At 44.1% G+C, this 23,396-nt stretch carries 25 protein-coding genes; 13 read left to right on the top strand and 12 right to left on the bottom strand.

Annotated elements, in window-relative coordinates; translation table 11 throughout:
- Window positions 1-75 precede the first annotated feature (75 nt).
- The 8 genes from QV280_RS01795 to mlaF form a co-directional block, all read right to left on the bottom strand.
- On the bottom strand, window positions 76-819 hold the full coding sequence (locus QV280_RS01795) for a 1-acylglycerol-3-phosphate O-acyltransferase (protein ID WP_152821349.1): 744 nt from the start codon (window positions 817-819) through the stop codon (window positions 76-78).
- A gap of 250 nt (window positions 820-1,069) precedes the next feature.
- Complete coding sequence (gene murA, locus QV280_RS01790) at window positions 1,070-2,341, bottom strand: UDP-N-acetylglucosamine 1-carboxyvinyltransferase (protein WP_023402584.1); 1,272 nt, start codon at window positions 2,339-2,341, stop codon at window positions 1,070-1,072.
- Between the two features lie 9 nt (window positions 2,342-2,350).
- Complete coding sequence (ibaG, locus tag QV280_RS01785) at window positions 2,351-2,605, bottom strand: BolA family iron metabolism protein IbaG (RefSeq protein WP_023402583.1); 255 nt, start codon at window positions 2,603-2,605, stop codon at window positions 2,351-2,353.
- The gene (locus QV280_RS01780) at window positions 2,598-2,933 is read right to left on the bottom strand and encodes an STAS domain-containing protein (protein ID WP_023402582.1); all 336 of its coding nucleotides are present in this window, start codon (window positions 2,931-2,933) and stop codon (window positions 2,598-2,600) included. The genes ibaG and QV280_RS01780 overlap by 8 nt, the downstream gene beginning before the upstream one ends.
- Window positions 2,930-3,571, bottom strand: coding sequence for a phospholipid-binding protein MlaC (gene mlaC / locus QV280_RS01775; RefSeq protein ID WP_023402581.1), 642 nt, complete (start codon window positions 3,569-3,571; stop codon window positions 2,930-2,932). Before mlaC ends, QV280_RS01780 begins: the two co-directional genes overlap by 4 nt.
- Before the next feature lie 2 nt (window positions 3,572-3,573).
- Window positions 3,574-4,053, bottom strand: a complete 480-nt coding sequence (gene mlaD, locus QV280_RS01770; RefSeq protein ID WP_023402580.1) for an outer membrane lipid asymmetry maintenance protein MlaD — start codon at window positions 4,051-4,053, stop codon at window positions 3,574-3,576.
- 2 nt (window positions 4,054-4,055) lie between these two features.
- Window positions 4,056-4,847, bottom strand: coding sequence for a lipid asymmetry maintenance ABC transporter permease subunit MlaE (gene mlaE / locus QV280_RS01765; RefSeq protein ID WP_023402579.1), 792 nt, complete (start codon window positions 4,845-4,847; stop codon window positions 4,056-4,058).
- The gene (mlaF, locus tag QV280_RS01760) at window positions 4,844-5,647 is read right to left on the bottom strand and encodes a phospholipid ABC transporter ATP-binding protein MlaF (RefSeq protein WP_023402578.1); all 804 of its coding nucleotides are present in this window, start codon (window positions 5,645-5,647) and stop codon (window positions 4,844-4,846) included. Before mlaF ends, mlaE begins: the two co-directional genes overlap by 4 nt.
- Before the next feature lie 189 nt (window positions 5,648-5,836).
- On the opposite strand from mlaF, the gene QV280_RS01755 reads away from it, so the two are divergent.
- From QV280_RS01755 to mgtE, 12 genes are all read left to right on the top strand, one after another.
- A complete protein-coding gene (locus tag QV280_RS01755) occupies window positions 5,837-6,802 on the top strand; it encodes a calcium/sodium antiporter (RefSeq protein ID WP_023402577.1) in 966 nt (321 codons plus the stop codon).
- A 10-nt stretch (window positions 6,803-6,812) separates the two neighbouring features.
- The gene (kdsD, locus tag QV280_RS01750) at window positions 6,813-7,787 is read left to right on the top strand and encodes an arabinose-5-phosphate isomerase KdsD (RefSeq protein ID WP_152821353.1); all 975 of its coding nucleotides are present in this window, start codon (window positions 6,813-6,815) and stop codon (window positions 7,785-7,787) included.
- A 3-nt stretch (window positions 7,788-7,790) separates the two neighbouring features.
- Window positions 7,791-8,348 (top strand): 3-deoxy-manno-octulosonate-8-phosphatase KdsC, encoded by a 558-nt coding sequence (gene kdsC, locus QV280_RS01745; RefSeq protein ID WP_152821355.1) that lies wholly within the window; start codon window positions 7,791-7,793, stop codon window positions 8,346-8,348.
- A complete protein-coding gene (lptC, locus tag QV280_RS01740; protein ID WP_023402574.1) occupies window positions 8,345-8,908 on the top strand; it encodes an LPS export ABC transporter periplasmic protein LptC in 564 nt (187 codons plus the stop codon). Before kdsC ends, lptC begins: the two co-directional genes overlap by 4 nt.
- Complete coding sequence (gene lptA, locus QV280_RS01735; protein WP_023402573.1) at window positions 8,889-9,386, top strand: lipopolysaccharide transport periplasmic protein LptA; 498 nt, start codon at window positions 8,889-8,891, stop codon at window positions 9,384-9,386. Before lptC ends, lptA begins: the two co-directional genes overlap by 20 nt.
- 7 nt (window positions 9,387-9,393) lie before the next feature.
- On the top strand, window positions 9,394-10,119 hold the full coding sequence (gene lptB / locus QV280_RS01730) for an LPS export ABC transporter ATP-binding protein (protein WP_021712403.1): 726 nt from the start codon (window positions 9,394-9,396) through the stop codon (window positions 10,117-10,119).
- A 27-nt stretch (window positions 10,120-10,146) separates the two neighbouring features.
- Entirely contained in the window at window positions 10,147-11,598 is a 1,452-nt protein-coding gene (locus tag QV280_RS01725) for an RNA polymerase factor sigma-54 (RefSeq protein ID WP_152821357.1), read from the top strand.
- Between the two features lie 21 nt (window positions 11,599-11,619).
- Window positions 11,620-11,907 (top strand): ribosome hibernation promoting factor, encoded by a 288-nt coding sequence (hpf, locus tag QV280_RS01720; RefSeq protein WP_023402571.1) that lies wholly within the window; start codon window positions 11,620-11,622, stop codon window positions 11,905-11,907.
- A gap of 2 nt (window positions 11,908-11,909) precedes the next feature.
- Window positions 11,910-12,377: a PTS IIA-like nitrogen regulatory protein PtsN gene (ptsN, locus tag QV280_RS01715; protein WP_023402570.1), complete on the top strand. Its 468-nt coding sequence runs from the start codon at window positions 11,910-11,912 to the stop codon at window positions 12,375-12,377.
- Between the two features lie 4 nt (window positions 12,378-12,381).
- A complete protein-coding gene (rapZ, locus tag QV280_RS01710; RefSeq protein WP_152821360.1) occupies window positions 12,382-13,251 on the top strand; it encodes an RNase adapter RapZ in 870 nt (289 codons plus the stop codon).
- A complete protein-coding gene (locus tag QV280_RS01705) occupies window positions 13,248-13,520 on the top strand; it encodes an HPr family phosphocarrier protein (protein ID WP_023402568.1) in 273 nt (90 codons plus the stop codon). Before rapZ ends, QV280_RS01705 begins: the two co-directional genes overlap by 4 nt.
- 175 nt (window positions 13,521-13,695) lie before the next feature.
- Window positions 13,696-15,054 carry a magnesium transporter gene (mgtE, locus tag QV280_RS01700; protein WP_152821362.1) on the top strand — a complete coding sequence of 453 codons (1,359 nt, stop codon included), beginning with the start codon at window positions 13,696-13,698 and terminating at the stop codon, window positions 15,052-15,054.
- Window positions 15,055-15,148: 94 nt separating this feature from the next.
- Here mgtE and pmbA read toward each other — a convergent pair whose 3' ends face one another.
- A complete protein-coding gene (pmbA, locus tag QV280_RS01695; RefSeq protein ID WP_039969941.1) occupies window positions 15,149-16,492 on the bottom strand; it encodes a metalloprotease PmbA in 1,344 nt (447 codons plus the stop codon).
- Window positions 16,493-16,622: 130 nt separating this feature from the next.
- Here pmbA and yjgA point away from each other — a divergent pair, with 130 nt between their 5' ends.
- Window positions 16,623-17,147 (top strand): ribosome biogenesis factor YjgA, encoded by a 525-nt coding sequence (gene yjgA / locus QV280_RS01690; protein ID WP_023402565.1) that lies wholly within the window; start codon window positions 16,623-16,625, stop codon window positions 17,145-17,147.
- 62 nt (window positions 17,148-17,209) lie between these two features.
- On the opposite strand, the gene tldD is transcribed toward yjgA, so the two are convergent.
- Genes tldD through QV280_RS01675 form a run of 3 tightly spaced genes read right to left on the bottom strand, consistent with a single transcriptional unit; the run spans window position 17,210 to window position 23,391 of the window.
- Window positions 17,210-18,655: a metalloprotease TldD gene (gene tldD / locus QV280_RS01685; protein WP_023402564.1), complete on the bottom strand. Its 1,446-nt coding sequence runs from the start codon at window positions 18,653-18,655 to the stop codon at window positions 17,210-17,212.
- A 3-nt stretch (window positions 18,656-18,658) separates the two neighbouring features.
- Window positions 18,659-19,501, bottom strand: a complete 843-nt coding sequence (locus QV280_RS01680; protein WP_152821364.1) for a carbon-nitrogen hydrolase family protein — start codon at window positions 19,499-19,501, stop codon at window positions 18,659-18,661.
- Between the two features lie 11 nt (window positions 19,502-19,512).
- Window positions 19,513-23,391, bottom strand: coding sequence for a YhdP family protein (locus tag QV280_RS01675; RefSeq protein WP_152821367.1), 3,879 nt, complete (start codon window positions 23,389-23,391; stop codon window positions 19,513-19,515).
- Window positions 23,392-23,396: the final 5 nt, after the last annotated feature.

Here is a 23,396-nt window from a genome sequence, read left to right as displayed (position 1 = left end):
TAGTCAATAACCTGTAGCAGATAACCTATCAAGTCCGCTGTTTTATATGCTCGACTGTTGGGCGGTTACTTAATCTTAGTTTTTCACACCGTCAGCGGCGTTTCTTGCATCAACTTCTTCATCCAAGCTTCTAAGCTTCTCTTCCATTTGGTTACGGCAAACTTCAGCCAATTTACGGACATTTGATTTGCTGTATTCAGAAGTATCTACAGCAGGTAGCATTTCGATAATTACATGTCCGTTATTCCAACGATTCAGTTTTATCTTGTCTTGCGTGGTGCTACAAACAATCGGAATAATCGGTGTTTCAGCACCAATTGCAGTATGAAAAGCACCCGTTTTGAAGGGTAATAAGCCTCGACCACGAGAACGAGTACCTTCAGGGAACATCCACACGGATAAACGCGTTTGCTTCATTTTATCGACCACTTGATCGATAGTGCCTTTAGCTTTAGAACGGTTGGCACGATCAATCAGGATATTCCCTGTTAACCAGTACAATTGACCAAATAAAGGCAACCACAATAAGCTCTTCTTACCTACAGTCACAACATTTGGCGTAACGGCAGAAGATACGGTAAATAAATCCCAAGAGTTTTGATGGTTAGCAATATAAGTTGCTTGGTCTCGCTTATAAGCATCTTCTGGGAGTCTAAGCTCTAGCTTGATACCAAATACGCGGTGCATTGCACCAAAGTAACGACCAAAGGTAAATACGTGCTTTGGATTTCTTGGGCTAAATAGGCAATAGCCACAGCCAAACACAAACATCAATATGGCAAAAATCAAGACCAAAAACATGCGCAGTAAAGCAATCATTATGTAATTCCTAGCGATAACCTTCGCTGTTTAATTGTTATTCTCAATAGTAATTCCCATCGCCAAAATTAAGTGATGGGTATAATGCACATCGAGAGTATCATTGTATAAAGCCTAGTTTTTCACTAAGTCTCTTATTTTCTCTTTCATAGCTCAGGCTTGCTGGACAAAGAAAGTGAGAAGTTAACAGTCTATCAAATAAAAAAACCGAAACCACAAGGTTTCGGTCTTAAATAGAATCTAAATGTGATTAGTCGCTAAACCTTTCAATATTGGCGCCAAGCAGACTCAATTTATGTTCAATTCGATCATAACCTCTATCGATATGGTAAATGCGATCAACAATCGTCTCACCGCTAGCAATGCAACCAGCAATAACTAGGCTTGCCGAAGCGCGTAGGTCAGTCGCCATAACTTGTGTGCCACTTAAACCTTCGCTATCACCACAGATAACCGTGTGACCTTCAATCTCCGCTTTCGCGCCCATGCGTTGCAATTCAGGAACGTGCATGAAGCGGTTTTCAAAGATAGTTTCTGTGATTACGCCGCCGCCTTTGGCCATCATATTCAGCAGGGTAAATTGCGCTTGCATATCCGTTGGGAAACCTGGGTATGGCGCCGTGCGAACAGTGATCGCTTTTAGCTCTCTGTCGCCCGTCATATCCGCAGAAATCCAATCTTCGCCCGTTTCAATCTTAGCGCCAGCTTCTTCTAGCTTAGCTAATACCGCTTCCAGTAAGTTAGCACGAGTGTTATGACATACCACTTTACCACCAGACACAGCAGCTGCGACTAAGAAAGTACCGGTTTCGATGCGATCGGGAACAACAGTATGCTCACCACCGGCAAGACGTTCAACACCTTCAATCGTGATGGTATCAGTACCTGCACCGGTAATTTTCGCACCAAGCGCAATCAAGAAATCAGCCGTATCGACAATTTCAGGTTCACGTGCAGCATTATCAAGAACCGTAGTACCTTCAGCTAACGCCGCCGCACTCATGATAGTGATCGTTGCGCCAACGCTCACTTTATCCATGATGATATGAGCGCCTTGTAAGCGGCCATCCACTTTTGCTTTTACGTAGCCATCTTCAATAGTGATGTTTGCACCCAGGCTTTCTAGGCCTTGAATGTGCAAATCAACAGGGCGAGCACCGATAGCACAGCCGCCAGGTAGACTGACTTGACCTTCACCAAACCTTGCTACCAAAGGACCTAAAGCCCAAATAGAAGCACGCATGGTTTTTACTAACTCATAGGGCGCACAGTATTCATTAATACCTGAAGCATCAACAAATAAAGTGGTCGTATCTCCATCACGAGATGCTTTAACACCTAATTGTTGTAACAAAGCTAGGCTAGTATTAATGTCACGTAGTTTTGGTACGTTGTGTAAAACAACAGGTTCTTCAGCCAAAATAGCCGAGAACAAAATAGGTAACGCCGCATTTTTTGCGCCAGAAATTGACACTTCACCGCTTAAAGGCGCTGAAGAGCCAGTTACTCGAAATTTTTCCATTATTAGTCCTTAAAGCGACATTAGTTTTTTATCACGCTGCCACTCCTCGGGAGTAAAAGCTTTTATTGATAGTGCGTGAATTTCGTTGCGTTGAATGTAATCCGTTAGCGGCGCATAAATAAACTGCTGCTTCTTAACACGGCTCATTCCTTCAAAAGAAGCATCAACAGCAATCACTTCAAAGTGGCTACCCTCTCCTTTTACATGAATCTCTGCTAGCTGCAACGCTTCGTCGAGCAGTTCTTTAACTTGTGTACTATCCACTTTCACCCTCAATTTCGATTTCTATGTGCTCTACCAATAATGGCATTGCATTGCTCACTTCAAATAAAGTAAGCAGTTTATTAGGTACAGATCGCAACATTATATGGCAGTCACAATTTTTTGCATGGTCAATTATGTGCAGAATCAGCGCCATTGCCGCAGAATCTGTACTTAATACGGCACTTAGGTCGAGATCTAGTCGTTCAACCTTTGGCTGCCACTGTGCTATTTGCTGCCATAGCTGCGGAATATAGTTTCGATTGAGCACACCACTTAGCATGGCATGCTGATCATCAATCATGGTCCAAACCGCTTTATCACTCATCATTTAGCAGAGTCATAATGGATTGGTGTTTTCGCTAAAGTGGCTAACTCATGAGTGACGGCTGGCAGACCATCTTTACGTATTTTGCCGCCCCACTCCGATTGCTTACTTGATAACAGACTGACGCCTTCTGCCACCATATCAAACGCTTGCCACTCATTGGTTTTTTTGTTTTTACGCCACTTAAACTCTAATTTTATCGCAGGTCGATTAGCCTGCATAATTTCAACAGGGATAGACACAATGCGTTGATCATCGCGAAGATTGCGAGGCGGTGTGTATTTGATCTCTTGATCTTTATACTGAGTTAACACCTGCGCATAAGCCGTTACTAAGTACGCTCTAAATGCGACCAAAAAGTCAGCCACTTCACCCTTGTCAGCTTTTCTTAAGTAATTACCTAATACTTTAAGTCCAGCATAACGGTCGTTGACGTAAGGCATTAGCTCTTCTTCAACCACCACTTTTAATTGCTCTGGAGACTCTCTAAGTTGGGCTTGTTCATTTTTAAGTCTATCAAAAGTACGACTGCCCACTATTTCCATCATCTGATAAGGCTGGGTTTTATCCACTGTGTCACCCCATGCAATAGAGGAAGACAACATCGCCATCAATAAGATAAGTCTTGTCATAATTTTCATGATTATTTCCCTGAATTATCGCCTACGCTGTACATAAACTGCCCGATCAAATCTTCCAGAACCAAGGCTGACTTGGTATCTTCGATCAAATCACCATCCTTGAGTATCTCGGCGTCATCATCCATAAAGCCCGGTATTAAGCTAATATATTGCTCACCAATTAAACCTGACGTTAAGATATGGGCACTTGAAGTATCTGGAAAGTGACCAAAACGCTCTTCAATAGTCAAAGTGACCACTGGCGTAAAGTATTCAGTATCGAGTGTAATGTCCGATACTCTACCTACCACTACTCCACCCACTTTTACCGGGGAACGTACTTTTAGGCTGCCTATATTATCGAAAGATGCTTTAAGTTTATAACTATCTTGGCTTCCCAGCGACTTTACATCAGCAACCTTAAATATCATAAACATCACCGCCACAATGCCTAAGATGATAAAACTACCAACCCACAATTCTAACTTCCTTGATTGATTCATACTTAACTTCCAAACATTAATGCGGTTAAAACAAAATCTAGCCCCAATACAGCTAGAGAAGAATGCACTACAGTGCGAGTCGTTGCTTGACTGATACCTTCTGAGGTAGGGACAGCATCATAACCATTAAACAGCGCTATCCAAACTATAGTTACAGCAAACACCAATGATTTAATTACGCTATTACCTATATCTCGTCCCAGCTCTACTGATGACTGCATTGCAGACCAAAAACTGCCGTGATCGATTCCTTTCCAATCCACGCCAACAATGTGTCCGCCTAAAATACCCACCGCGATAAAAATCATCGTCAACAATGGCATTGAAATAACGCCGGCCCAAAATCGAGGGCTGATAATGCGTTTTAATGGATCGACCGCCATCATTTCCAGACTTGAAAGTTGTTCCGTTGCTTTCATCAATCCTATTTCGGCGGTCAATGCAGAGCCTGCTCGGCCTGCAAACAATAATGCGGTAACCACCGGACCAAGCTCTCGTAATAAGGAAAGCGCGACCATTTGCCCTAAGCTTCCTTCAGCGCCGTAATCCACCAGCACAACATAGCCCTGTAAACTCAGCACCATACCGATGAATAAACCTGAAACCAAAGTAATCACCAGTGATTGAGCGCCTACAGAATAGAGTTGCTTAAACAATAGCGGTATATTTTTCATTGGCTGCGGTTTAGCCACCAGAGCACCAAACAGCATCAAGGTTGCTCGCCCAAAAGAGCGGGTAACTCTGATCCCTGATGCGCCTATGTCGGCAACTTTATTGATAGCCCAAGATATCATCGTTGAAATAAATCCCTTTCTAATGGTGCTGACGGAAATGCAAACGGCACAGCGCCATCAGCGCTGCCATGTAAAAACTGTTGTACGCGCGGATCTTGGCTTTGTTCAATATCAACTGGCTCACCGCTTGCAATCACCTTTTTATCTGCGATCAAATACACGTAATCTGCAATGCTCATTAACTCAGGCACATCATGCGACACCACAATTGAAGTTACGCCTAATGCTTGGTTTAACTTTTTAATCAGTTCAACCAACACTCCCATAGTGATCGGATCTTGCCCCACAAAAGGCTCATCATACATTACAACGTCAGGGTCTAATGCAATGGCGCGTGCCAGAGCGACTCTTCGGGTCATGCCTCCGGATAGTTCACTAGGCATTAACTGGGCAGCGCCTCGCAATCCGACCGCTTCTAATTTAAGGAGCACAATAGTACGAATGAAAGATTCCGATAACTGAGTGTGCTCACGAATCGGGAACGCGACATTGTCGAAAACATTCAAGTCAGTAAACAGTGCCCCAGATTGAAATAGCATGCTCATTTTCTTACGAACTTGATAAAGCTCACCACGGCTAAGCTTGGGAATGTTTTGTTGCTCAAACCATATATCACCGCTATCTGGCGGAATTTGCCCTGCGATAAGTTTGAGCAAGGTGGTTTTACCTATACCCGAAGGTCCCATTATCGCGGTGATTTTACCTTGTGGAATCGACAAACTGATGTTGTCAAAAACCACTCTGGAACCCCGAGAAAATGTCACCTTATCTAATGTAATTTTGTTTTTAGCTTCGAGCATCAACACTCCTTGTTGTGACCTGAAAACCATCCAATATCAAAAAAGTTGAATATATCAGACAGTTGGTCGACTTAATCATAGGAATTTTATCAGACTTGTGTGTAAATAATTCGTCTAAAATCTTCCCTTTTTGACAGCTTAACGTCAAAATCACTGTTTAACTCGTACCAATTAATAAAGAGCACACAAATGATCGTAGCGATTTGTCTACTTGTCGTTGGTTTAATCATGCTGGTTTGGAGTGCCGATAAACTGGTATTCGGTTCAGCTGCATTAGCTAGAAATTTTGGAATATCTCCCTTGGTCATCGGTATGACCATTCTTGCCATGGGCTCTTCTGCTCCAGAAATGATGGTTTCTGCCACCGCAGCTTTAGACGGTCGAACGGATACTGCTGTCGGTAATGTACTTGGTTCAAACATTGCCAACATAGCGCTTATTTTAGGTATCACCGCACTGGTTAAGCCTTTAATCGTTAGCTCAGGTATATTACGACGCGAGTTGCCACTGATGATAGGTGTCACCTTGATTGCCGGTGGCATCATGTGGGATCACTACCTTGGTTTTACCGAAGGTGTATTACTTGTTGTGCTGTTTGTTGCGTTCATTCTGGCGATGCTACACATTTCTCGAACAGAGAAACACGTTGGCGATAACATGCTCAGTGAGCAAGAGTCTGAAGTCCCTGACGGCGTGGAGAACAAAAAAGCCATTTTCTGGATCGTTGTAGGCCTTATTTTACTGCCACTGGCGGCAAATCTATTAGTCAATAATGCCGTTTATATTGCCAAGTATTTTGGCATGAGCGATCTTGTGATTGGACTGACCATCATTGCCATCGGTACTAGCTTGCCAGAATTAGCGGCCTCATTAGCTGGGGTCATGAAAGGCGAAGATGATATGGCGGTGGGTAATATTATTGGCTCCAACGTCTTCAATATACTGGCAGTTATGGGCATTCCGGGCTTATTGCACCCTTCTTTTCTTAACGAGAATGCCATGAATCGTGACTTTTGGGTCATGCTCGGCGTTTCCGTTTTATTGGTCATTATGGCGCTAGGTAAATCGAAAAAGATCACTCGAATAGAAGGTGGGATACTCTTTGCCATATTTGTTGCCTACCAAAGCTATCTCTTTTTCAATGTAGGTGCATAAGGAGATTCACATGACAGTAAAATTTGACTACCAAAAAGCAGCGCAAAATGTACTCAATACTGAGATAGCAGGACTCACCCAACTGTCTCAATATTTTAATCGTGATTTTGACCAAGCTTGCGACACTATCCTTGCCAATAAACACGGCAAAGTTGTGGTAATGGGAATGGGTAAATCTGGCCATATTGGCAACAAGATTGCTGCGACCTTAGCCAGCACAGGTACGTCAGCTTTTTTTGTCCACCCCGGTGAAGCCGCTCACGGTGATTTAGGTATGATTGCGCCCGGCGATATTGTTCTGGCCATCTCTAATTCAGGTGAATCACAAGAGATCCTTTCTCTTTTCCCTGTGTTAAAGCGCCTTAATATTCAAATCATCAGCATGACTGGCAAGCCAAATTCAAACATGGCAAAACTGGCGGATATCCACCTATGTATCGCTGTACCTCATGAGGCATGCCCAATTGAGTTAGCCCCAACAAGCAGCACCACGGCCACCTTAGTGATGGGTGATGCGCTAGCAATGGCTTTGATGCAAGCACGCGGCTTTACCGCCGAAGACTTTGCGCTGTCTCACCCTGGCGGCGCCTTGGGGCGCAAGTTACTACTAAAACTAGAAAACATTATGCATACTGGTACAGATGTTCCTAAAGTTAAAGCAGATGCTTTAATCAAAGATGCTTTAATTGAGATAAGCGAAAAAGGTTTAGGAATGACCGCTATTGTCGATGATGCAGACAAAATCTTAGGCATATTTACCGATGGCGACTTGCGACGCCTTCTCGATAAAAGAATCGACATCCACTGCACCGTTATTGGTGATGTAATGTCAAAAAATCCAAGCTACGCATCGCCATCTCTGTTGGCTGTAGAAGGATTGAATATGATGCAAGAGCGCAGTATCACTGCCCTATTGCTATGTGAAAATGATAAACTGGTTGGCGCGCTCAACATGCACGACCTTTTAAAAGCTGGAGTAATGTAATTCATGAATGAAATGGTCGATTCTCTATACGGTCCAGTTTCAAAGCCTGTTTTTGCTATAGCAAAACAAATTAAGCTGCTTATTTGTGATGTAGACGGCGTATTCTCTGACGGTCTCGTCTACATGGGCAATGCTGGCGAAGAACTCAAAACTTTTCATACACGTGATGGCTACGGCATAAAATCACTGATGAACGCCGGCATCGAAATCGCTATCGTAACTGGACGTCGCTCACAAATCGTCGAAAATCGTATGCGCGGTTTGGGCATAACGCTCATCTATCAAGGGCAAGACGACAAAATTAAAGCCTACAATGACATTATCGATAAGCTCAATATTTTCCCTGAACATACCGGTTATATCGGTGATGATCTGATCGATTGGCCCGTGATGGAAAAAGTCGCATTAAAAGTGTGCGTCAACGATGGGCACCCATTGCTAGTACAACGAGCTAACTATGTCACTAAAATAAAGGGCGGCCATGGCGCAGTACGCGAGGTGTGCGACCTTATTTTGCAAGCTCGTGGAGAATTAGAGCAACATAAAGGTCTGAGTATATGACGGGTTCTCGCATTTTTCAGATAGTGTTAATCGGTATTATCTGTGTATCCGGTTATTATCTACTGATAAATCAAGAACAAGAGGTTATTCAGGTTGAACCTAGCACTGAATTACCTATGTTTACCGGACGCCAAGTGACCAACACCACTTACGATCTTGACGGTATTCGTAGCTACAAAATCAGTTCCGAAAAACTGGATCACTACGCAACCAGTGGCGACACCCTATTTGATAACCTCATAATGTATGTGTATCGTGATGGGACAGTCGAAGAGTGGCAAGTGGTTTCAGATACCGCCGTTTTAGATAAGAATCATCAACTGACGTTAGCCGGAAATGTCATTGCGACAAATTTACTTCCTGACGCCAGTTTTGAAACATTAACTACAGATAAAATGACAATTGAGCTCGACAGCAAAGACTTTAGTTCCGACGTCCAAGTGACTCTAAAAGGACCTCAGTTTCTCAATATTGGCCAAGCCATGCAGGGAAATTTGGATAAAAATGAAGCCGTCTTGTTCAATCATGTAAAAGGGATCTATGAAAAAGCTAAGCCTTAGTCTTTTACTGGGAATATTACTGTCTCCTTCAGTTTATGCGCTCTCTACCGATTCAGAGCAACCGGTGTACATCGACTCTGACAGTCAACAACTTGATATGAAGAGTAACAAGGTTACTTTTATTGGTGACGTAAAAATGCGCCAAGGCAGTATCAATGTGAAAGGGGACAAGGTCATTGTCTATCGTAACCCTAGTGACGGCGCCATAAAAAAAATTGAAGCTTATGGAAAGCTCGCTAAGTTCTCTCAAAAAACCGATGATGGCAAAACTATTCACGGTCATGCAGAAGAGCTGTATTACGATATGTCTCAAGATCAATTAATTATGATCAAACAGGCAATGCTGGCTCAAGATGACAGCACGATCAACGGCCAACGAATTATCTACCATATCACCACCGAGAAAATGATCGCTGAGGGTGGTAAAGGCTCTCGAGTATCAACCGTGCTACAACCTCAACCAAAAGAGAATAAATAGTCGACCTATGGCAGTATTGAAAGCTGAACACCTAGCGAAAAGCTATAAAAACCGCAAAGTGGTTGCAGACGTAAGCCTGCAAGTAGAATCGGGGCAGATCGTAGGTCTACTAGGGCCAAATGGCGCAGGCAAAACCACCTCTTTTTACATGATTGTGGGATTAGTTGCTCGTGACGAAGGACGAATTCTGATTGATGATCAGGATATCAGTATTCTACCGATGCACAGTCGTTCTCGAATGGGCATTGGCTATCTTCCACAAGAAGCGTCTATATTTAGAAAGCTCTCTGTTGAAGATAACATTTACGCCGTATTGCAAACTCGCAATGAAATCTCTAAGCAAGAGCGTGATGAAAAGCTTGAAGAGCTATTAGACGAATTCAACATTCAACACATTCGTAAAAGTAACGGTATGGCTCTCTCCGGTGGTGAACGTCGCCGTGTGGAAATCGCACGTGCATTGGCCGCCAATCCGCAGTTTATTCTGCTGGATGAACCTTTTGCGGGCGTCGACCCAATATCCGTTATCGACATCAAAAAGATTATTGAACATTTAAGAGATCGTGGTTTAGGGGTACTTATCACTGACCACAATGTGCGCGAAACCCTGGACGTATGTGAGCGAGCATACATCGTAAGCCAAGGACACTTAATTGCCGAAGGTACGCCCGAGCAAGTGCTTAGCAACGAACAGGTTAAGAAAGTTTACCTCGGTGAACAGTTCCGTCTCTAGACGGCCCACTGCAGGCGACTCATAATTATGAAAGCAGCATTACAACTTAAGTTTGGTCAACACCTTGCCATGACCCCACAACTGCAACAAGCCATACGCTTATTGCAGTTGTCTAGTTTTGAGCTTCAACAAGAGATTCAGCAAGCATTAGACTCTAATCCCTTGTTGCAAGTTTCCGAAGAGAGCACTCAATCGGAAGAAAAAACCGAATCTCCAAAAGAAAACAACCAGCAAGAAAGCACAGAACCGAGCGCACAAGACAGTTCTGAATTAATGGCCTCTAACTCCATTGGTGACGAACTTGCTGTCGACACCTCTTGGGAGGACGTGTACAGCTCCAATTCAGGCAATACTGGTGTAGCTCTTGATGATGAATTGCCTATCTACCAAGGCGAAACTCAAACCAGTCTCTTTGATCACTTACTGTGGCAGTTAGAACTCACTCCGTTTTCTGAGACCGATCATGCGATTGCGATTGCCATCATTGATGCTATTGACGATCAAGGTTTCTTAACGCTTTCCACCGCTGAAATTACCGCCAGTTTATCCCTTCCCGATGTTGAAGAAGATGAAACCGTTGCGGTTCTCAAACGTATTCAGCAATTTGAACCCCTTGGTGTTGGCTCTCGCAATTTACAAGAATGTCTATTGTTGCAATTGTATGCCCTTCCTGATGACACGCCACGTAAACAGCAAGCTTGTGAGATTTTAAAAAATCATATCGAACATTTAGCTAATCGCGACTACAAATTAATCATTAAAGAAACTAAGCTCAAAGAAAGCGATTTAATCGCTATATTGCAGCTTATCCAACAGTTAGACCCGCGACCGGGTAGTCAAATTGGCAACAGTGATATTGAATACGTTGTACCCGATATTAATGTGATCAAGGTGAACGGCAAGTGGACGGTCTTTCTCAATAATACCGATATGCCCAAACTTGAGGTCAACCAGCAGTATGCCACTATTACAGGGGCAAACAGCAGTGACAGCCAATACATTAAAGACCAACTGCAAGAAGCAAAATGGTTAATCAAAAGCCTTGAAAGTCGCAGTGATACCCTGCTTAAAGTCGCCAGATGCATTGTTGAAACTCAGCAGGAGTTCTTCGAAAAAGGCGCTGAAGCAATGCAACCAATGATTTTAAATGATGTAGCCGAGGCGATTGATATGCATGAATCGACTATATCACGCGTCACAACTCAGAAATATATGCACACACCACGCGGTATTTTTGAACTAAAATATTTTTTCTCCAGTCATGTTAGTAATAATGATGGAGAAGATAAGTCCTCGACTGCGATTCGTGCACTGATCAAAAAATTGGTCGCAGAAGAGAACACAGCTAAACCATTGAGCGATAATAAAATTACCGCTCTACTCGCTGAACAAGAGGTAAAAGTTGCAAGACGCACAGTGGCAAAATACCGCGAATCATTAGGTATCGCCCCCTCTAGTCAACGAAAACGCCTAGTTTAGGCCTTAACAGAAGGAACGCTTATGCAAATTAATATCACTGGTCACCATGTAGAACTTACAGAGTCACTTCAAGAGTACGTTGATACTAAGTTTCAGAAACTCGAGCGTTTCTTTGAACACATTAATAACGTTCAAGTTATTTTAAAACTTGAAAAAGTTAACCATATTGCGGAAGCTACGCTCCATGTAAGCCAAGGCGACATTCACGCCACCGCTGAAGAAGAAAATATGTATGCAGCCATCGACGCATTAGTCGATAAGCTGGTTCGCCAGCTGACCAAGCATAAAGAGAAGTTAAGTAGCCATTAACCATGCAAATTAATCAAGTATTGTCTTTGGACTGCACCAAAAGTGCAGTCCATTGTACTAGTAAGAAGCGCGCTCTAGAGCTTATTAGCCAAATTGCAGCAACCCATTCAGGCCAAGATTCCACGGATCTATTTGAATGTATGCTCGGCAGAGAAAAACTAGGCAGCACAGGGATTGGCAACGGTATTGCCATTCCACATGCACGAATGAGTAATTCAGACCAGGCGATTGCCGTCCTATTACAATGTGATGAAGCCATTGAATTTGATGCTATCGACAATCGTCCGGTTGATTTGTTATTTGCGCTGTTGGTTCCAGAAAATCAATGCAAAGAACATTTAAAAACACTGTCTTGTATGGCGGAACGCCTGAATGACAAAAAAATTCTTAAACAGCTTCGTCATGCAAAATCCGATGAAGAGCTGTTTGAAATAATGGTTGCAGAATCGATTGAGTGTCCAAAGGGATAAAAGAATGCCTGAATCTCGCCAACTTGTTGTTGTTAGTGGTAATTCCGGTGGCGGAAAAAGCGTCGCTCTACGTGCCTTAGAAGATATAGGCTACTATTGTGTCGATAACCTCCCAGTAGCCCTGCTTAGCTCTTTTGTCGACGGTCTAAGCCCAAAACAAACCAAAGTTGCGGTGAGTATTGATATTCGTAACTTACCGAGTAACCCAAAGCAAGTCACAGCGGTACTCACGACGCTAGATGATTCCGTTCAAGTGACGGTTCTTTATCTTGAAGCAAACGAAGAAACCCTAGTTAAGCGCTATAGCGAAACCCGACGCATTCACCCTCTCTCATTAATCAAAGATTCACGATCCCTTCAGCAAGCCATTGTAGAAGAAAAGATCTTACTGTCTGCATTAAAAGAACGAGCCGATCTGGTCATAGATAGCAGTAAACTGTCTATTCACGAACTCAGCGAAATGGTGAGAAAGCGTATCCTAGGCCGTGATGGCCAAGAGTTGGTCATGGTCTTTCAATCCTTTGGCTTCAAACATGGACTACCCTCTGATGTTGACTATGTTTTTGATGTTCGCTTCCTGCCGAACCCACACTGGGAACCCACGCTAAGACCTTTAACCGGTTTAGATAAACCCATTTGTGATTACCTTTACGGCTTTGACGATGTGGTTGAGCTAAAAGAGCAAATCCAAGCTTTTATTGAACGCTGGCTTCCGGCTCTAGAAAAAAACAATCGTAGCTACCTTACGGTTGCGATTGGCTGTACTGGCGGTAAGCACCGCTCGGTATTCCTTACTCAGCAAATCGGTGAATACTTTCTTGCACAAGGGCAACAAGTGCTTATTCGTCACAATCAATTAGAGCAACAAAAGTGATCCAATCTCGTCGCTTACTCATCATTAATAAACTGGGATTGCATGCTCGCGCTGCGGTAAAACTTGTCGAATTAGCCCAAAGCTTTGATGCTAAAGTTACCGTCAGTAATGACGGCAATAGTGCCGACGCTGATAGCGTAATGGCACTACTGATGCTCGAATCTGCGCAGGGAGAATACGTCACAGTGACCGCCAACGGCACCCAAGCACCGCAGGCTCTACAAGCGGTGTGCGCCCTCATCGAAGAAAAATTCGAAGAAGATGAATAATACCGCTCGTACTAAATAACTGCTCACTCTAGCTTGTTTAGTGTGATTGGTATAATTTTCACTCAGTCTATTAAAATATTCGTTTTAGATTTAAGAACTTATTAACCCCTTGAATAAAATAGGCTAATATCCTTCTATTAATTTATTTAGTGTACACACCTAATGGAGGCAAATAATGGCGGAACAGATCGAGTTTGATCAAGCCCACCAAACGCTTCAAGAAGTGAGTGATGCGCTGGATAATGGCCGCTTTGTCTTCGTTAGGCGCCAGCTCCAATCTATGGAGCCAGAGGACATTGCCCACCTTCTTGAAGCGTCGCCAAGAAAAAGCCGTGAAGTACTATGGCAACTCACCGACCCTGAAGATTACGGTGAAATTCTTGATGAGCTAAGTGAAGACATCAAAGATAACCTCGTATCCAAAATGGCTCCCGGTAAGCTGGCAGAAGCAACCGAAGGCATGGATACCGATGACGTAGCCTACGTTCTTCGAAGCTTACCTAATAACGTATCACAACAAGTCCTAAGCCAAATGGATTCTGCGGATCGATTGCGTGTCGAAACCGCCCTTTCCTATCCAGAAGACACCGCTGGCGGAATAATGAATACCGACGTTACCACCATACGTGGCGATGTTGATATTGATGTTGTGCTTCGTTATATGCGAATGAAAGGCGAACTGCCTGAAGCCACTGATACCCTGTATGTGATTGACGACGATGACCGTTTAATTGGTAACCTGTCACTCACCACCCTGCTAACTACACAACCTGATGTCCCCGTCGTCGAAGTCATGACCCACGCCGATGAAGCCATTGCGGTGGATCTTAGCGATACGGATGTGGCGAGCTTGTTTGAACGTAGAAACTGGGTATCCGCGCCGGTTGTTGACCAAAACCAACATTTGGTGGGGCGCATTACCATTGATGATGTGGTTGATATCATTAGGGAAGATGCTGAGCACTCCATGATGAGCTTAGCCGGTCTTGATGATGACGAAGATACCTTTGCACCCGTAGTCAAATCAGCGCGTCGCCGTAGTGTCTGGTTAGGCGTCAATGTACTGGCCGCCCTAGCAGCCGCTTCTGTTTCCAACATGTTTGAAGCCACCTTAGAACAAATGGCCGCTATCGCTGTATTGATGACCATAGTCCCTTCTATGGGCGGCGTAGCCGGTAACCAGACCGTTGCCTTGGTGATTCGTGGCTTAGCACTTGGCTATATCGGTGACAGTAACCGCAAAGAACTGCTAATGAAAGAAGCAGCTATCGGCTTCTTAAATGGCGTACTTTGGGCATTAATTATTGGCGCAATTGTTGTGTTCTGGAAACACGATTGGATGCTCGGCTTTATTATCTCCGCCGCAATGCTCACCAACTTATTTGTGGCAGGGGTCGCCGGCGTTACCATTCCGATAATATTGAAGAAAATGAACATAGATCCCGCGTTAGCAGGCGGTATGGCGTTGACCACTATTACAGATGTAATTGGTTTATCGGTCTTTTTGGGGCTGGCGACGATTTTCTTACTCTAGGTGCTTTTCGCTAGCTAAGTATTCGAACTAACCAACATAAAAAAAACGAGCTTTTCAGCTCGTTTTTTTTAATAACTACAAAGGTGGATAGAGGTTAAACACCCGCAACTTTCATCGATTCAATCAGCATAGAACCGGTTTGAATTTGTGAGCGAGTTTCAACATCATTGCCTACCGCCACAATTCGTTGGAACATCTCTTTGAGATTGCCCGCAACGGTCACTTCTGAAACTGGGTATTGAATCACCCCGTTTTCCACCCAAAACCCAGCTGCGCCACGTGAATAATCACCGGTAACGCCATTCACGCCCTGACCCATTAATTCTGTCACTAAAAAGCCAGTACCCAGCTCTTTAAGCATGGCTTGGTAATCTTGTCCGGTAGATTGAACAAACCAGTTGTGAATACCACCAGCGTGTCCTGTGGCCGTCATACCCAACTTGCGAGCGGCATAACTGGTCAGCAAGTAAGTTGCCAACTTGCCATCGGTGATGATGTCGTAATCTTTAGTCGCTACACCTTCGCTATCAAATGGCGTAGAAGCTAAACCTCGCAGAATATGCGGCTTTTCATTTACGTTGAACCAATCTGGCAGGATTTGTTTTCCAAGATGATCAAGTAAGAAAGAGGATTTACGGTAAAGACTGCCACCGCTAATAGCACCAATTAAGTGTCCCATTAGCCCTGTAGCCACTTCAGCGGCAAACATCACGGGATACTCGCCAGTAGCAATACGTCGAGCATCTAAGCTCTGTATGGTTCTTTGTGCCGCTTTTAAACCGACTTCTTTAGCAGACCAAAGATCTTCTGCTCTGCGGGCAACGCTATAACTATAGTTGCGCTCCATATCACCATTGGCACCCGAGCCAATGACGCTACAGCTAACGCTATGACGGCTTGACGGATAACTGGCTAGCACACCATGTGAGTTACCGTAAACACGAATGCCATAGTGAGAATCATAACTTGCGCCATCACTTTGTTTGATCTTGTCGCTGTACGCCAAAGCCGCTTGTTCAGCTTCAATAGCAATTTTCGCAACATGATCAGGGTTTGGCTCATCAGGATGGAAAAGGTCCAGATCTTTCACTTCTTTAACCATCAACTCAGCAGGTGCAGGGCCTGCGCAAGGATCTTCAGATGTGTACTTGGCGATATCTAAGGCAGCCGCAACCGTTTGTGCGATTGCTTTTTCACTGAGATCGGAAGTGGATGCACTTCCCTTTCTTTGGCCACGGTAAACTGTGATGCCTAGAGCGCCGTCGCTATTAAACTCGACATTCTCTACTTCACACATGCGAGTGGATACACTCAGACCAGTAGATTTATTGATCGCTACCTCAGCGCCATCGGCTTTGGCAGACGCCAATGCTAGGGCTTTGGCAACCGCTTCTTCTAATTCTACTTTTTGTTGGGCAATTTGTTGTCTAGCGTCCATAGTTAAATCAATTATTTGCAGGCAATTGTGTTTAGAATACCAAGCTTTTCCCATTCTCCCCAATTTGTTTGTTAAAATAACGGAAATTATGCGCAATACGCATTCAAAATTGAGTAACTAAGAGCAAATTATGGCCAGAAAAAACCAGAAAGCCCCTTGGGAAGAAGAAGAAGAAATCATTTGGGTAAGTAAAACCGAAATGAAGCAAGACATGGAAGCCTTGCAAAAACTTGGCGAAGAGCTTGTGGCGCTAAAACCGGGTGTACTGGATAAATTCCCGTTACCAGAAGATCTTGCTGATGCCATTAAAGATGCACAACGCTTTAAAAACGAAGCCAAACGCCGTCAACTACAATACATTGGCAAAGTGATGCGTCAAATTGAGATTGAGCCAATCCAAGCAGCGCTCGATAAACATCACAATAAGCACTCTCAAGCTTCGGCTGAATTGCATAAACTGGAAGAATTGCGTGATCGCGTTGTTGCTGAAGGTGACTCTGCAATTGAAGAAGTGCTTAGCTTGTACCCTGAAGCTGATAGACAACGTCTACGCCAATTAGCTCGCCAAGCAAATAAAGAAAAGGCAGCCAGTAAGCCGCCTAAAGCATATCGTGAGATTTTCCAGATCTTAAAAGATCTGAACAGCGAAGCTTAAATCGCTTTATTGTACACACTATAATGATGGGCTTTCCTATCATTACAGTGTGTATGTGTCCCTTACTCTGTGCCACCAACTGTGATGGTTTCAAGTTTAACCGTTGGTTGACCTACGCCGACAGGAACGCTTTGTCCCGCTTTACCACACACGCCAACACCCTGATCAATTTGTAAATCATTACCTATCATCGACACCTGCTGCATCGCTTCAATACCAGAGCCAATTAAGGTTGCATCTTTCACTGGACGAGTGATTTTGCCGTTTTCAATCAGGTATGCTTCTGAGGTTGAGAATACAAACTTACCCGAAGTAATATCAACCTGACCGCCGGCAAAACTTGGCGCATAGATGCCTTTTTTGACGGTTGAAATGATCTCTTCAGGTGTATGTTGACCCGGCAACATGTAAGTATTGGTCATACGAGGCATAGGTAAGTGCGCAAATGATTCACGACGGCCATTACCTGTAGGTGCGACACCCATAAGACGCGCATTCATTTTATCTTGCATGTAGCCTTTAAGAACGCCGTTCTCAATTAAGGTGTTGTATTGACCTTCAACCCCTTCATCGTCAATGTTTAACGAACCACGGCGATCCACCATAGTGCCGTCATCCACAATAGTACAAAGATCGGAAGTAACTTTGTCACCCACTTTCCCAGAAAAGACTGATGACTGCTTACGGTTAAAATCGCCTTCTAAGCCATGACCCACTGCTTCATGTAGCAATACACCCGGCCAACCTGCACCTAGCACGACAGGCATAGCACCGGCAGGAGCTGCATCAGACTCAAGGTTAACTAAAGCCAGGCGAATCGCTTCATCAGCAAAGTGCATAGCCACTGTTTTGTTACCATCCATCGCTAAGAATCGTTGGTAATCGTAACGACCACCACCGCCTGAAGAACTGCGCTCACGGCGATCACCACGTTGCACGAGTACACTAATAGATAAACGCACCAATGGACGAATATCAGTAGCATATGTACCGTCTGTAGCGGCAACAAGCACTTGCTCATACACACCACTTAAACTGATGTTCACCTCGCTCACTAAAGGCTCTTTAGTACGAATGTACATATCAAGCTCTTTCAGTAGGTCAATTTTCTGTTGCTTTTCAAGGCTCTGCAGCGGGTTAACACTTGAATAAACCTTGTTTGAGTTGTGACGAGAGAAAGTTTGAACTTGCGCGGTTTGCCCTTGCTTTGCAATGCCTCGAGCGGCAATTGCCGATTGTTTTAAGCTGTCAGCTTGAATCTGGTCTGAATAGGCAAACCCTGTTTTCTCACCACTGATAGCCCTAACACCCACGCCACGGTCGATATTAAATGACCCATCCTTGATGATGCTGTCTTCTAAAATTAAGGTCTCATGCCAGCTCGCTTGAAAGTAAACATCCGCATAATCGATATCACGAGCGGCAATCAAAGAAAGAGTACGCTCCACATCTTGGTCTGTTAGGCCACTTGAAGCCAACAGCTCTTGTTCTACTGTTTCAATTGTCATAATTTACTCATTTTCCTCATCGATAATGAGGCTAAAAAATTTTTGATGTGCAGCAACAGGCATTGCCTTACGAACTTGCTCCACTTGATGTAATTCAATATCAGCAATTAAATTGCAGGGGGTGGTTTGCGCTGTAGTAATGACCTTACCCCAAGGATCAATCACCATAGAATGGCCCCAAGTTTGTCTGCTGGCAGAATGTTGCCCACATTGGCCTACGCCAATCACCCAAGCTTGGTTTTCGATAGCTCTCGCACGAAGCAGAGCTTCCCAGTGTGCCTCTCCCGTCACCGCAGTAAAAGCGGCAGGTACTAGTAATATGTTCGCACCACCGTCACGCAAGACGTTATACAGATTGGCGAATCGTAAGTCATAACAAATCGATAAGCCGAGTTTCGCGAAAGGCGTCTCAACTATCTTTGGCGCAGTGCCGTGCGCAAAGCAATCCGATTCGCGATAGCTACCATGTCCATCAGCCACTTCCACATCAAATAGATGAATTTTGGCGTAGTCGGCAACTAACTCTCCTTGATCGCTAAACACTAAACTTGTGGAGTAGAGTTTACCTTTTGGCGCTCGAATAGGAAAAGAGCCGATGACAATCCAAACCGCCAACTCTTTTGCCAGTTTAGCTATTTGACTCTGAATTGGCCCCGCACCCAACTCCTCTGCAAGTTTTTGATAACCTTCAGCATTATCGAACAGCAAGCAATTTTCTGGAGTAATAACTAACTGACACTGCTGCGCGGCTAATTCTCTCACCTGCCGTTCAATGTATTGGTAGTTTTGCATGACATCACTACTTGATGTCATCTGCACTAAACCGACGGTTACTTGTTGCTGCATATATGGCTTCCCTATGACTCAGAGCGAAGTTTTTTAGGTACTTCGTAGTCTCCCTTACGGCGCGATTTCTCTCGCACTTTCGGAGCGTTCATTGGCCCTTTGATTTCATAGGTGACCTGAGTAATAACTTCAATTACCGGAGCCACAACAGTGCTGATAGCCAATACGTATAAAGCGGTTTGTGGCGCTACGGCAAAAGCGGTCAGCATTGGAATACCTGACGTTACGTCAGGTTTAAAGGTCACTTCCGCATCCACCATTTGAGTATTCAAATTTGCTAGACCACGAATGGTCATATCGCCGGATATCGAATCCATTTGTAGATCGTTAGTGACAAATATACCATTTTCGACTTTGCCTTTACCTTCGATAGAATCAAAAGCTAAACCATCATCAAACACATCACTAAAGTCTAACTGCATACGGCGAATCAAGGAATCTAAGCTAAACATACCCAGCAATTTAGCCGCACCACCAACATCAGAAATCACCCCACGGCCAAATTCTGCATCTAGCGTGCCATTGAGGGTATCCATCTGAATATTCCATGGCGAACCTTTCCAATCTAAAGAGGAGTTAAACTCAAATGGCGCTTTTTGAATGCCTGAGTTCACCCCAAACCTTGCCATGATTTCCGAGTTATCTTCGCCTTTAGCATTAAAGTCTAAATGAGTAGTACTGTCTTTATCGGTTAACTTCCACCAGCCGCTGGCTAATAAGCTCGATTGACCACTGGTTAAATTGGCTTTGTCCCACACAATGCGGTCACCATCGTGTTTCATCACCACATCAACCTGACCCACTTTATAACCTTGCATCCAAAAATCATCGATTTGTAAATCAAAGCTCGGCATTTTGGCAAAGAAGGTTTTATCAAAGTCTGAAATTAACGGCTTGCCCGCCTTAGTTTCTTTACGATCGCCTCGATCGACAATTGACTCATCAACAAGGTTTTCAGGATCGGCTAAGTACAGTTGTAGTTTAGATAAATGTACACCTAGGTGCTTCCCATCGTAATCGGCTTTACCTTTTAACTGCGAGCTATCTACGTTGAAATCCCACTTATTACCGCGATTACGAGCCAACAAATCCACATCATTCCAATCTAAACCGCCCGCTTTAAGGTTAGTAGTTTGTACCTGTATACGTTGCGGAATTGGAAACTCTGGGGCATTCAGTTCACTAACAATCGGCTTAGGTCCCACAGTGGAACGGTCTAATGCTTGCATCCATTGGTCTAAATCAAACTCTGGTAAACGCAAAGAGGCGTGATGACCAACAATCGGGCTAACTCGAAAACTGCCCGAACCAATAATGGTATTGGTCGCTTTAAGTACCGGTCTTCCCTGAGTAATATCAATTTCAGTTTGGAACTTCGCTTTTGGCAATTGCAGTCTGGCAGAGATTGACTCTTGGTTGCCTGATGCCTGCATGCGAGCTTGCCACACTTCGCCTTTCTTTTTCCGCATTGGCGCTGGATAAGTACTCGCCACTGACGTTAAGTTTGCTTTAGCATCCAACTGATAGGTAAAGCCTACATCATTGATCTGTAGATCAATTCCCATATTCCACGGCGCTCTACCTGAAATAGGCTCTAGCCAAGTTTTACCAAGGTATGGCACTAAGGGATCAACTTGCCAGTCACCAATAAGATCAATACGAGTATCGTAGCTCGCTTCGGCATTTTGCCCGGTAAAGTCGAGCGAAATAGGTTGATCCAATACCCTTGCTTTTAAACCAGAAGTGCTAACCACATCATTATCAAACTCTATACGACCGGTGGCTTTTTCTAGCATCATTGGCGGCGCAGTAATATTGATATTGTTATTTTTCAAGTCAGCATAGCCCCACGCTCTCGCGTCTTCACCCTCGCTAAATGGAATGTAAAGCTGGAACTGTGAGTCAACTTGTCCTTTGATATCTATGGTAGTTAATGCTGCTCCCACCGAACCAACTAACGGCGTAGCACTCATGTAGTCTCGCACATCAGAGCCTTCCGCTTTGGCTGCGGCAAACAGCTCAATATGCCCATCGCCATGCATTTGAGGAATTTGACCTGAGATGCGATCGGCATGGATATTCAGCAGTTTTGCGTCTCTAGAATCTAAGAACATCGTCTCGTTTTCAAACAGCAAATCAAGTTGCATATCGGTTAATGCTGGCCATGCTGTGCTAAAGCTAAATTTGGTTTTTCGCAATGGAACCCAAGCCTGAAACACACCGTCATTTTTACGATATGGGAACTTGGACAGTTCACCATACCAAAGCAATTTAGCGGTTTTTACCGTACCACCTTGAATGCCTGCAGAAAGGTAATCGGTCAAGCTACGGCCTAAGGCTAAGGTAGGCAAATAACGCCACGTTTCACCAGCGTTAAGTAAATCGGCTTCTGCGTAGAAAGACAAAAACGTGGGTGCATCTTTCGGGAAGTCGAGCTTAAAAGCACCGAGCACTTGTAGATCCGGTGTCGCAGCGGTGACTTTGTCTGACCACAGTCGCCAGCCGTCATCATCGGATTGCCAAACTAAATCAAGCTCAGCTTGACGAATGCGTAGTGGTGCTTGAAATACATCGCCGTAAGGCAATACATCATCAATCATGGTGACTTTGGCTTTCGCCAGATCGGAGCGACCAAAGACTTGCGCTTCTAAAGTATGGAAACCCGGAAGTAATTCCCATTGCTTCATGCGTCCATCTTTAAGTTTGGCTGAATAACGAAGTGTCTCTATGCCTTTGCCCATGGAAACACGCATATCCGTCACTTCACCGCCAAGTTGAACGGTATTGATCCAGTCTTGTGTTTTTTCCATATCCGGCAGTAAATCTAATATCGGTGTTAAGCTACCGATTTTTATCTGATTAACATTTAACTTCCACTGCTCTGGAGCCCATTGCAAAGCAAAGTTAAGCTCTGGCCACTGCGAGCCATTCGAGCGAAACGCAAGATCTTGACCATTCACTTGCCAGCCATCGTCAGTGGGATCTAGCTTCATCACTCCACCTTGGATGGAAATGGAGTTCTTTTTGTTATGTTTGTCTTTCCACTCTAAACGCGATGGAGAGATTTCCAGATAAGCATCAATAGGTTGGTTATTTTTAAGAGAAACCCAAGTGTTTAGGCTCACTCTTCCCTTCTCTACCACGATACCATCGGCTAAATAAGGGGAAACCCAGGGGGTAATATTGAAGTTATTTCCTTGCAGATAAAAGTCACCACTGATGTCAGCAATACCATCGTTATCCGTAAAATCAGCAATAACGCTGACGCTGTTCAGTTGAACGTCTTTAACACTAATCACCCCGTCAGCACGGTGACGATTGGCTTTGTTGTGCCAGTTAAGGTTTTCGATTTCAACTTCACGCACATCTCCCGCAGCATCTTTAAACACTAAGGTCGAATCTTTGAGTGAAAATTCACTTAACTGACGCAGAATTAGCTTTTCTAGATTTTTTAGAAGTTGTTGCTCACCCTCTTTTGGCGGCTCACTATTTGTATTACTGCGGTGGAATAGATCGATATCACTGATATCAATATGCAATCCATTCACAGTTAATTCGCTGATCTTAGGTTGCAAGCTTAATAGAGAATCAACCAGATCAAATTCAGCGGTAACTTCGCCAACAGAAAAAGCTTTTACGCCTTTAGGAATGTCTGCTTGTAAGCCTGATAGAGAAAGAGAAGGATGAGTATTTTTCCAATACCCATGTACCTCACCAATGGTGAAGTTAAGGCCAGACGCTTTGTTTACCCAAGTTTCGATTTCTTGTTGATAGTTATCTAACCGAGGCAAAGCAATGCGTAAAGCGGTGACAAGCACCGCTAAAGATACAAATATAAACACTAATAGCGAGAGAAAAAGTCGCTCTAGTCGAACTGAGAATGACGCCAATGAAT

Source organism: Vibrio sp. B1Z05, from assembly GCF_052955985.1.
This window is presented reverse-complemented; position numbering and strand designations above follow the sequence as displayed.

What these genes read in the sequence shown, in the direction of transcription:
- murA (WP_023402584.1), bottom strand. Translation starts at nt 2,341, where the DNA reads ATGGAAAAATTTCGAGTAACTGGCTCTTCAGCGCCTTTAAGCGGTGAA.
- kdsC (WP_152821355.1), top strand. Translation starts at nt 7,791, where the DNA reads ATGAATGAAATGGTCGATTCTCTATACGGTCCAGTTTCAAAGCCTGTT.
- mlaF (WP_023402578.1), bottom strand. Translation starts at nt 5,647, where the DNA reads ATGCTCGAAGCTAAAAACAAAATTACATTAGATAAGGTGACATTTTCT.
- mlaE (WP_023402579.1), bottom strand. Translation starts at nt 4,847, where the DNA reads ATGATATCTTGGGCTATCAATAAAGTTGCCGACATAGGCGCATCAGGG.
- yjgA (WP_023402565.1), top strand. Translation starts at nt 16,623, where the DNA reads ATGGCCAGAAAAAACCAGAAAGCCCCTTGGGAAGAAGAAGAAGAAATC.
- rapZ (WP_152821360.1), top strand. Translation starts at nt 12,382, where the DNA reads ATGCCTGAATCTCGCCAACTTGTTGTTGTTAGTGGTAATTCCGGTGGC.
- QV280_RS01755 (WP_023402577.1), top strand. Translation starts at nt 5,837, where the DNA reads ATGATCGTAGCGATTTGTCTACTTGTCGTTGGTTTAATCATGCTGGTT.
- mgtE (WP_152821362.1), top strand. Translation starts at nt 13,696, where the DNA reads ATGGCGGAACAGATCGAGTTTGATCAAGCCCACCAAACGCTTCAAGAA.
- hpf (WP_023402571.1), top strand. Translation starts at nt 11,620, where the DNA reads ATGCAAATTAATATCACTGGTCACCATGTAGAACTTACAGAGTCACTT.
- QV280_RS01725 (WP_152821357.1), top strand. Translation starts at nt 10,147, where the DNA reads ATGAAAGCAGCATTACAACTTAAGTTTGGTCAACACCTTGCCATGACC.
- lptA (WP_023402573.1), top strand. Translation starts at nt 8,889, where the DNA reads ATGAAAAAGCTAAGCCTTAGTCTTTTACTGGGAATATTACTGTCTCCT.
- lptC (WP_023402574.1), top strand. Translation starts at nt 8,345, where the DNA reads ATGACGGGTTCTCGCATTTTTCAGATAGTGTTAATCGGTATTATCTGT.
- lptB (WP_021712403.1), top strand. Translation starts at nt 9,394, where the DNA reads ATGGCAGTATTGAAAGCTGAACACCTAGCGAAAAGCTATAAAAACCGC.
- ptsN (WP_023402570.1), top strand. Translation starts at nt 11,910, where the DNA reads ATGCAAATTAATCAAGTATTGTCTTTGGACTGCACCAAAAGTGCAGTC.
- mlaD (WP_023402580.1), bottom strand. Translation starts at nt 4,053, where the DNA reads ATGAATCAATCAAGGAAGTTAGAATTGTGGGTTGGTAGTTTTATCATC.
- pmbA (WP_039969941.1), bottom strand. Translation starts at nt 16,492, where the DNA reads ATGGACGCTAGACAACAAATTGCCCAACAAAAAGTAGAATTAGAAGAA.
- mlaC (WP_023402581.1), bottom strand. Translation starts at nt 3,571, where the DNA reads ATGAAAATTATGACAAGACTTATCTTATTGATGGCGATGTTGTCTTCC.
- tldD (WP_023402564.1), bottom strand. Translation starts at nt 18,655, where the DNA reads ATGACAATTGAAACAGTAGAACAAGAGCTGTTGGCTTCAAGTGGCCTA.
- QV280_RS01780 (WP_023402582.1), bottom strand. Translation starts at nt 2,933, where the DNA reads ATGATGAGTGATAAAGCGGTTTGGACCATGATTGATGATCAGCATGCC.
- QV280_RS01795 (WP_152821349.1), bottom strand. Translation starts at nt 819, where the DNA reads ATGATTGCTTTACTGCGCATGTTTTTGGTCTTGATTTTTGCCATATTG.
- QV280_RS01680 (WP_152821364.1), bottom strand. Translation starts at nt 19,501, where the DNA reads ATGCAGCAACAAGTAACCGTCGGTTTAGTGCAGATGACATCAAGTAGT.
- kdsD (WP_152821353.1), top strand. Translation starts at nt 6,813, where the DNA reads ATGACAGTAAAATTTGACTACCAAAAAGCAGCGCAAAATGTACTCAAT.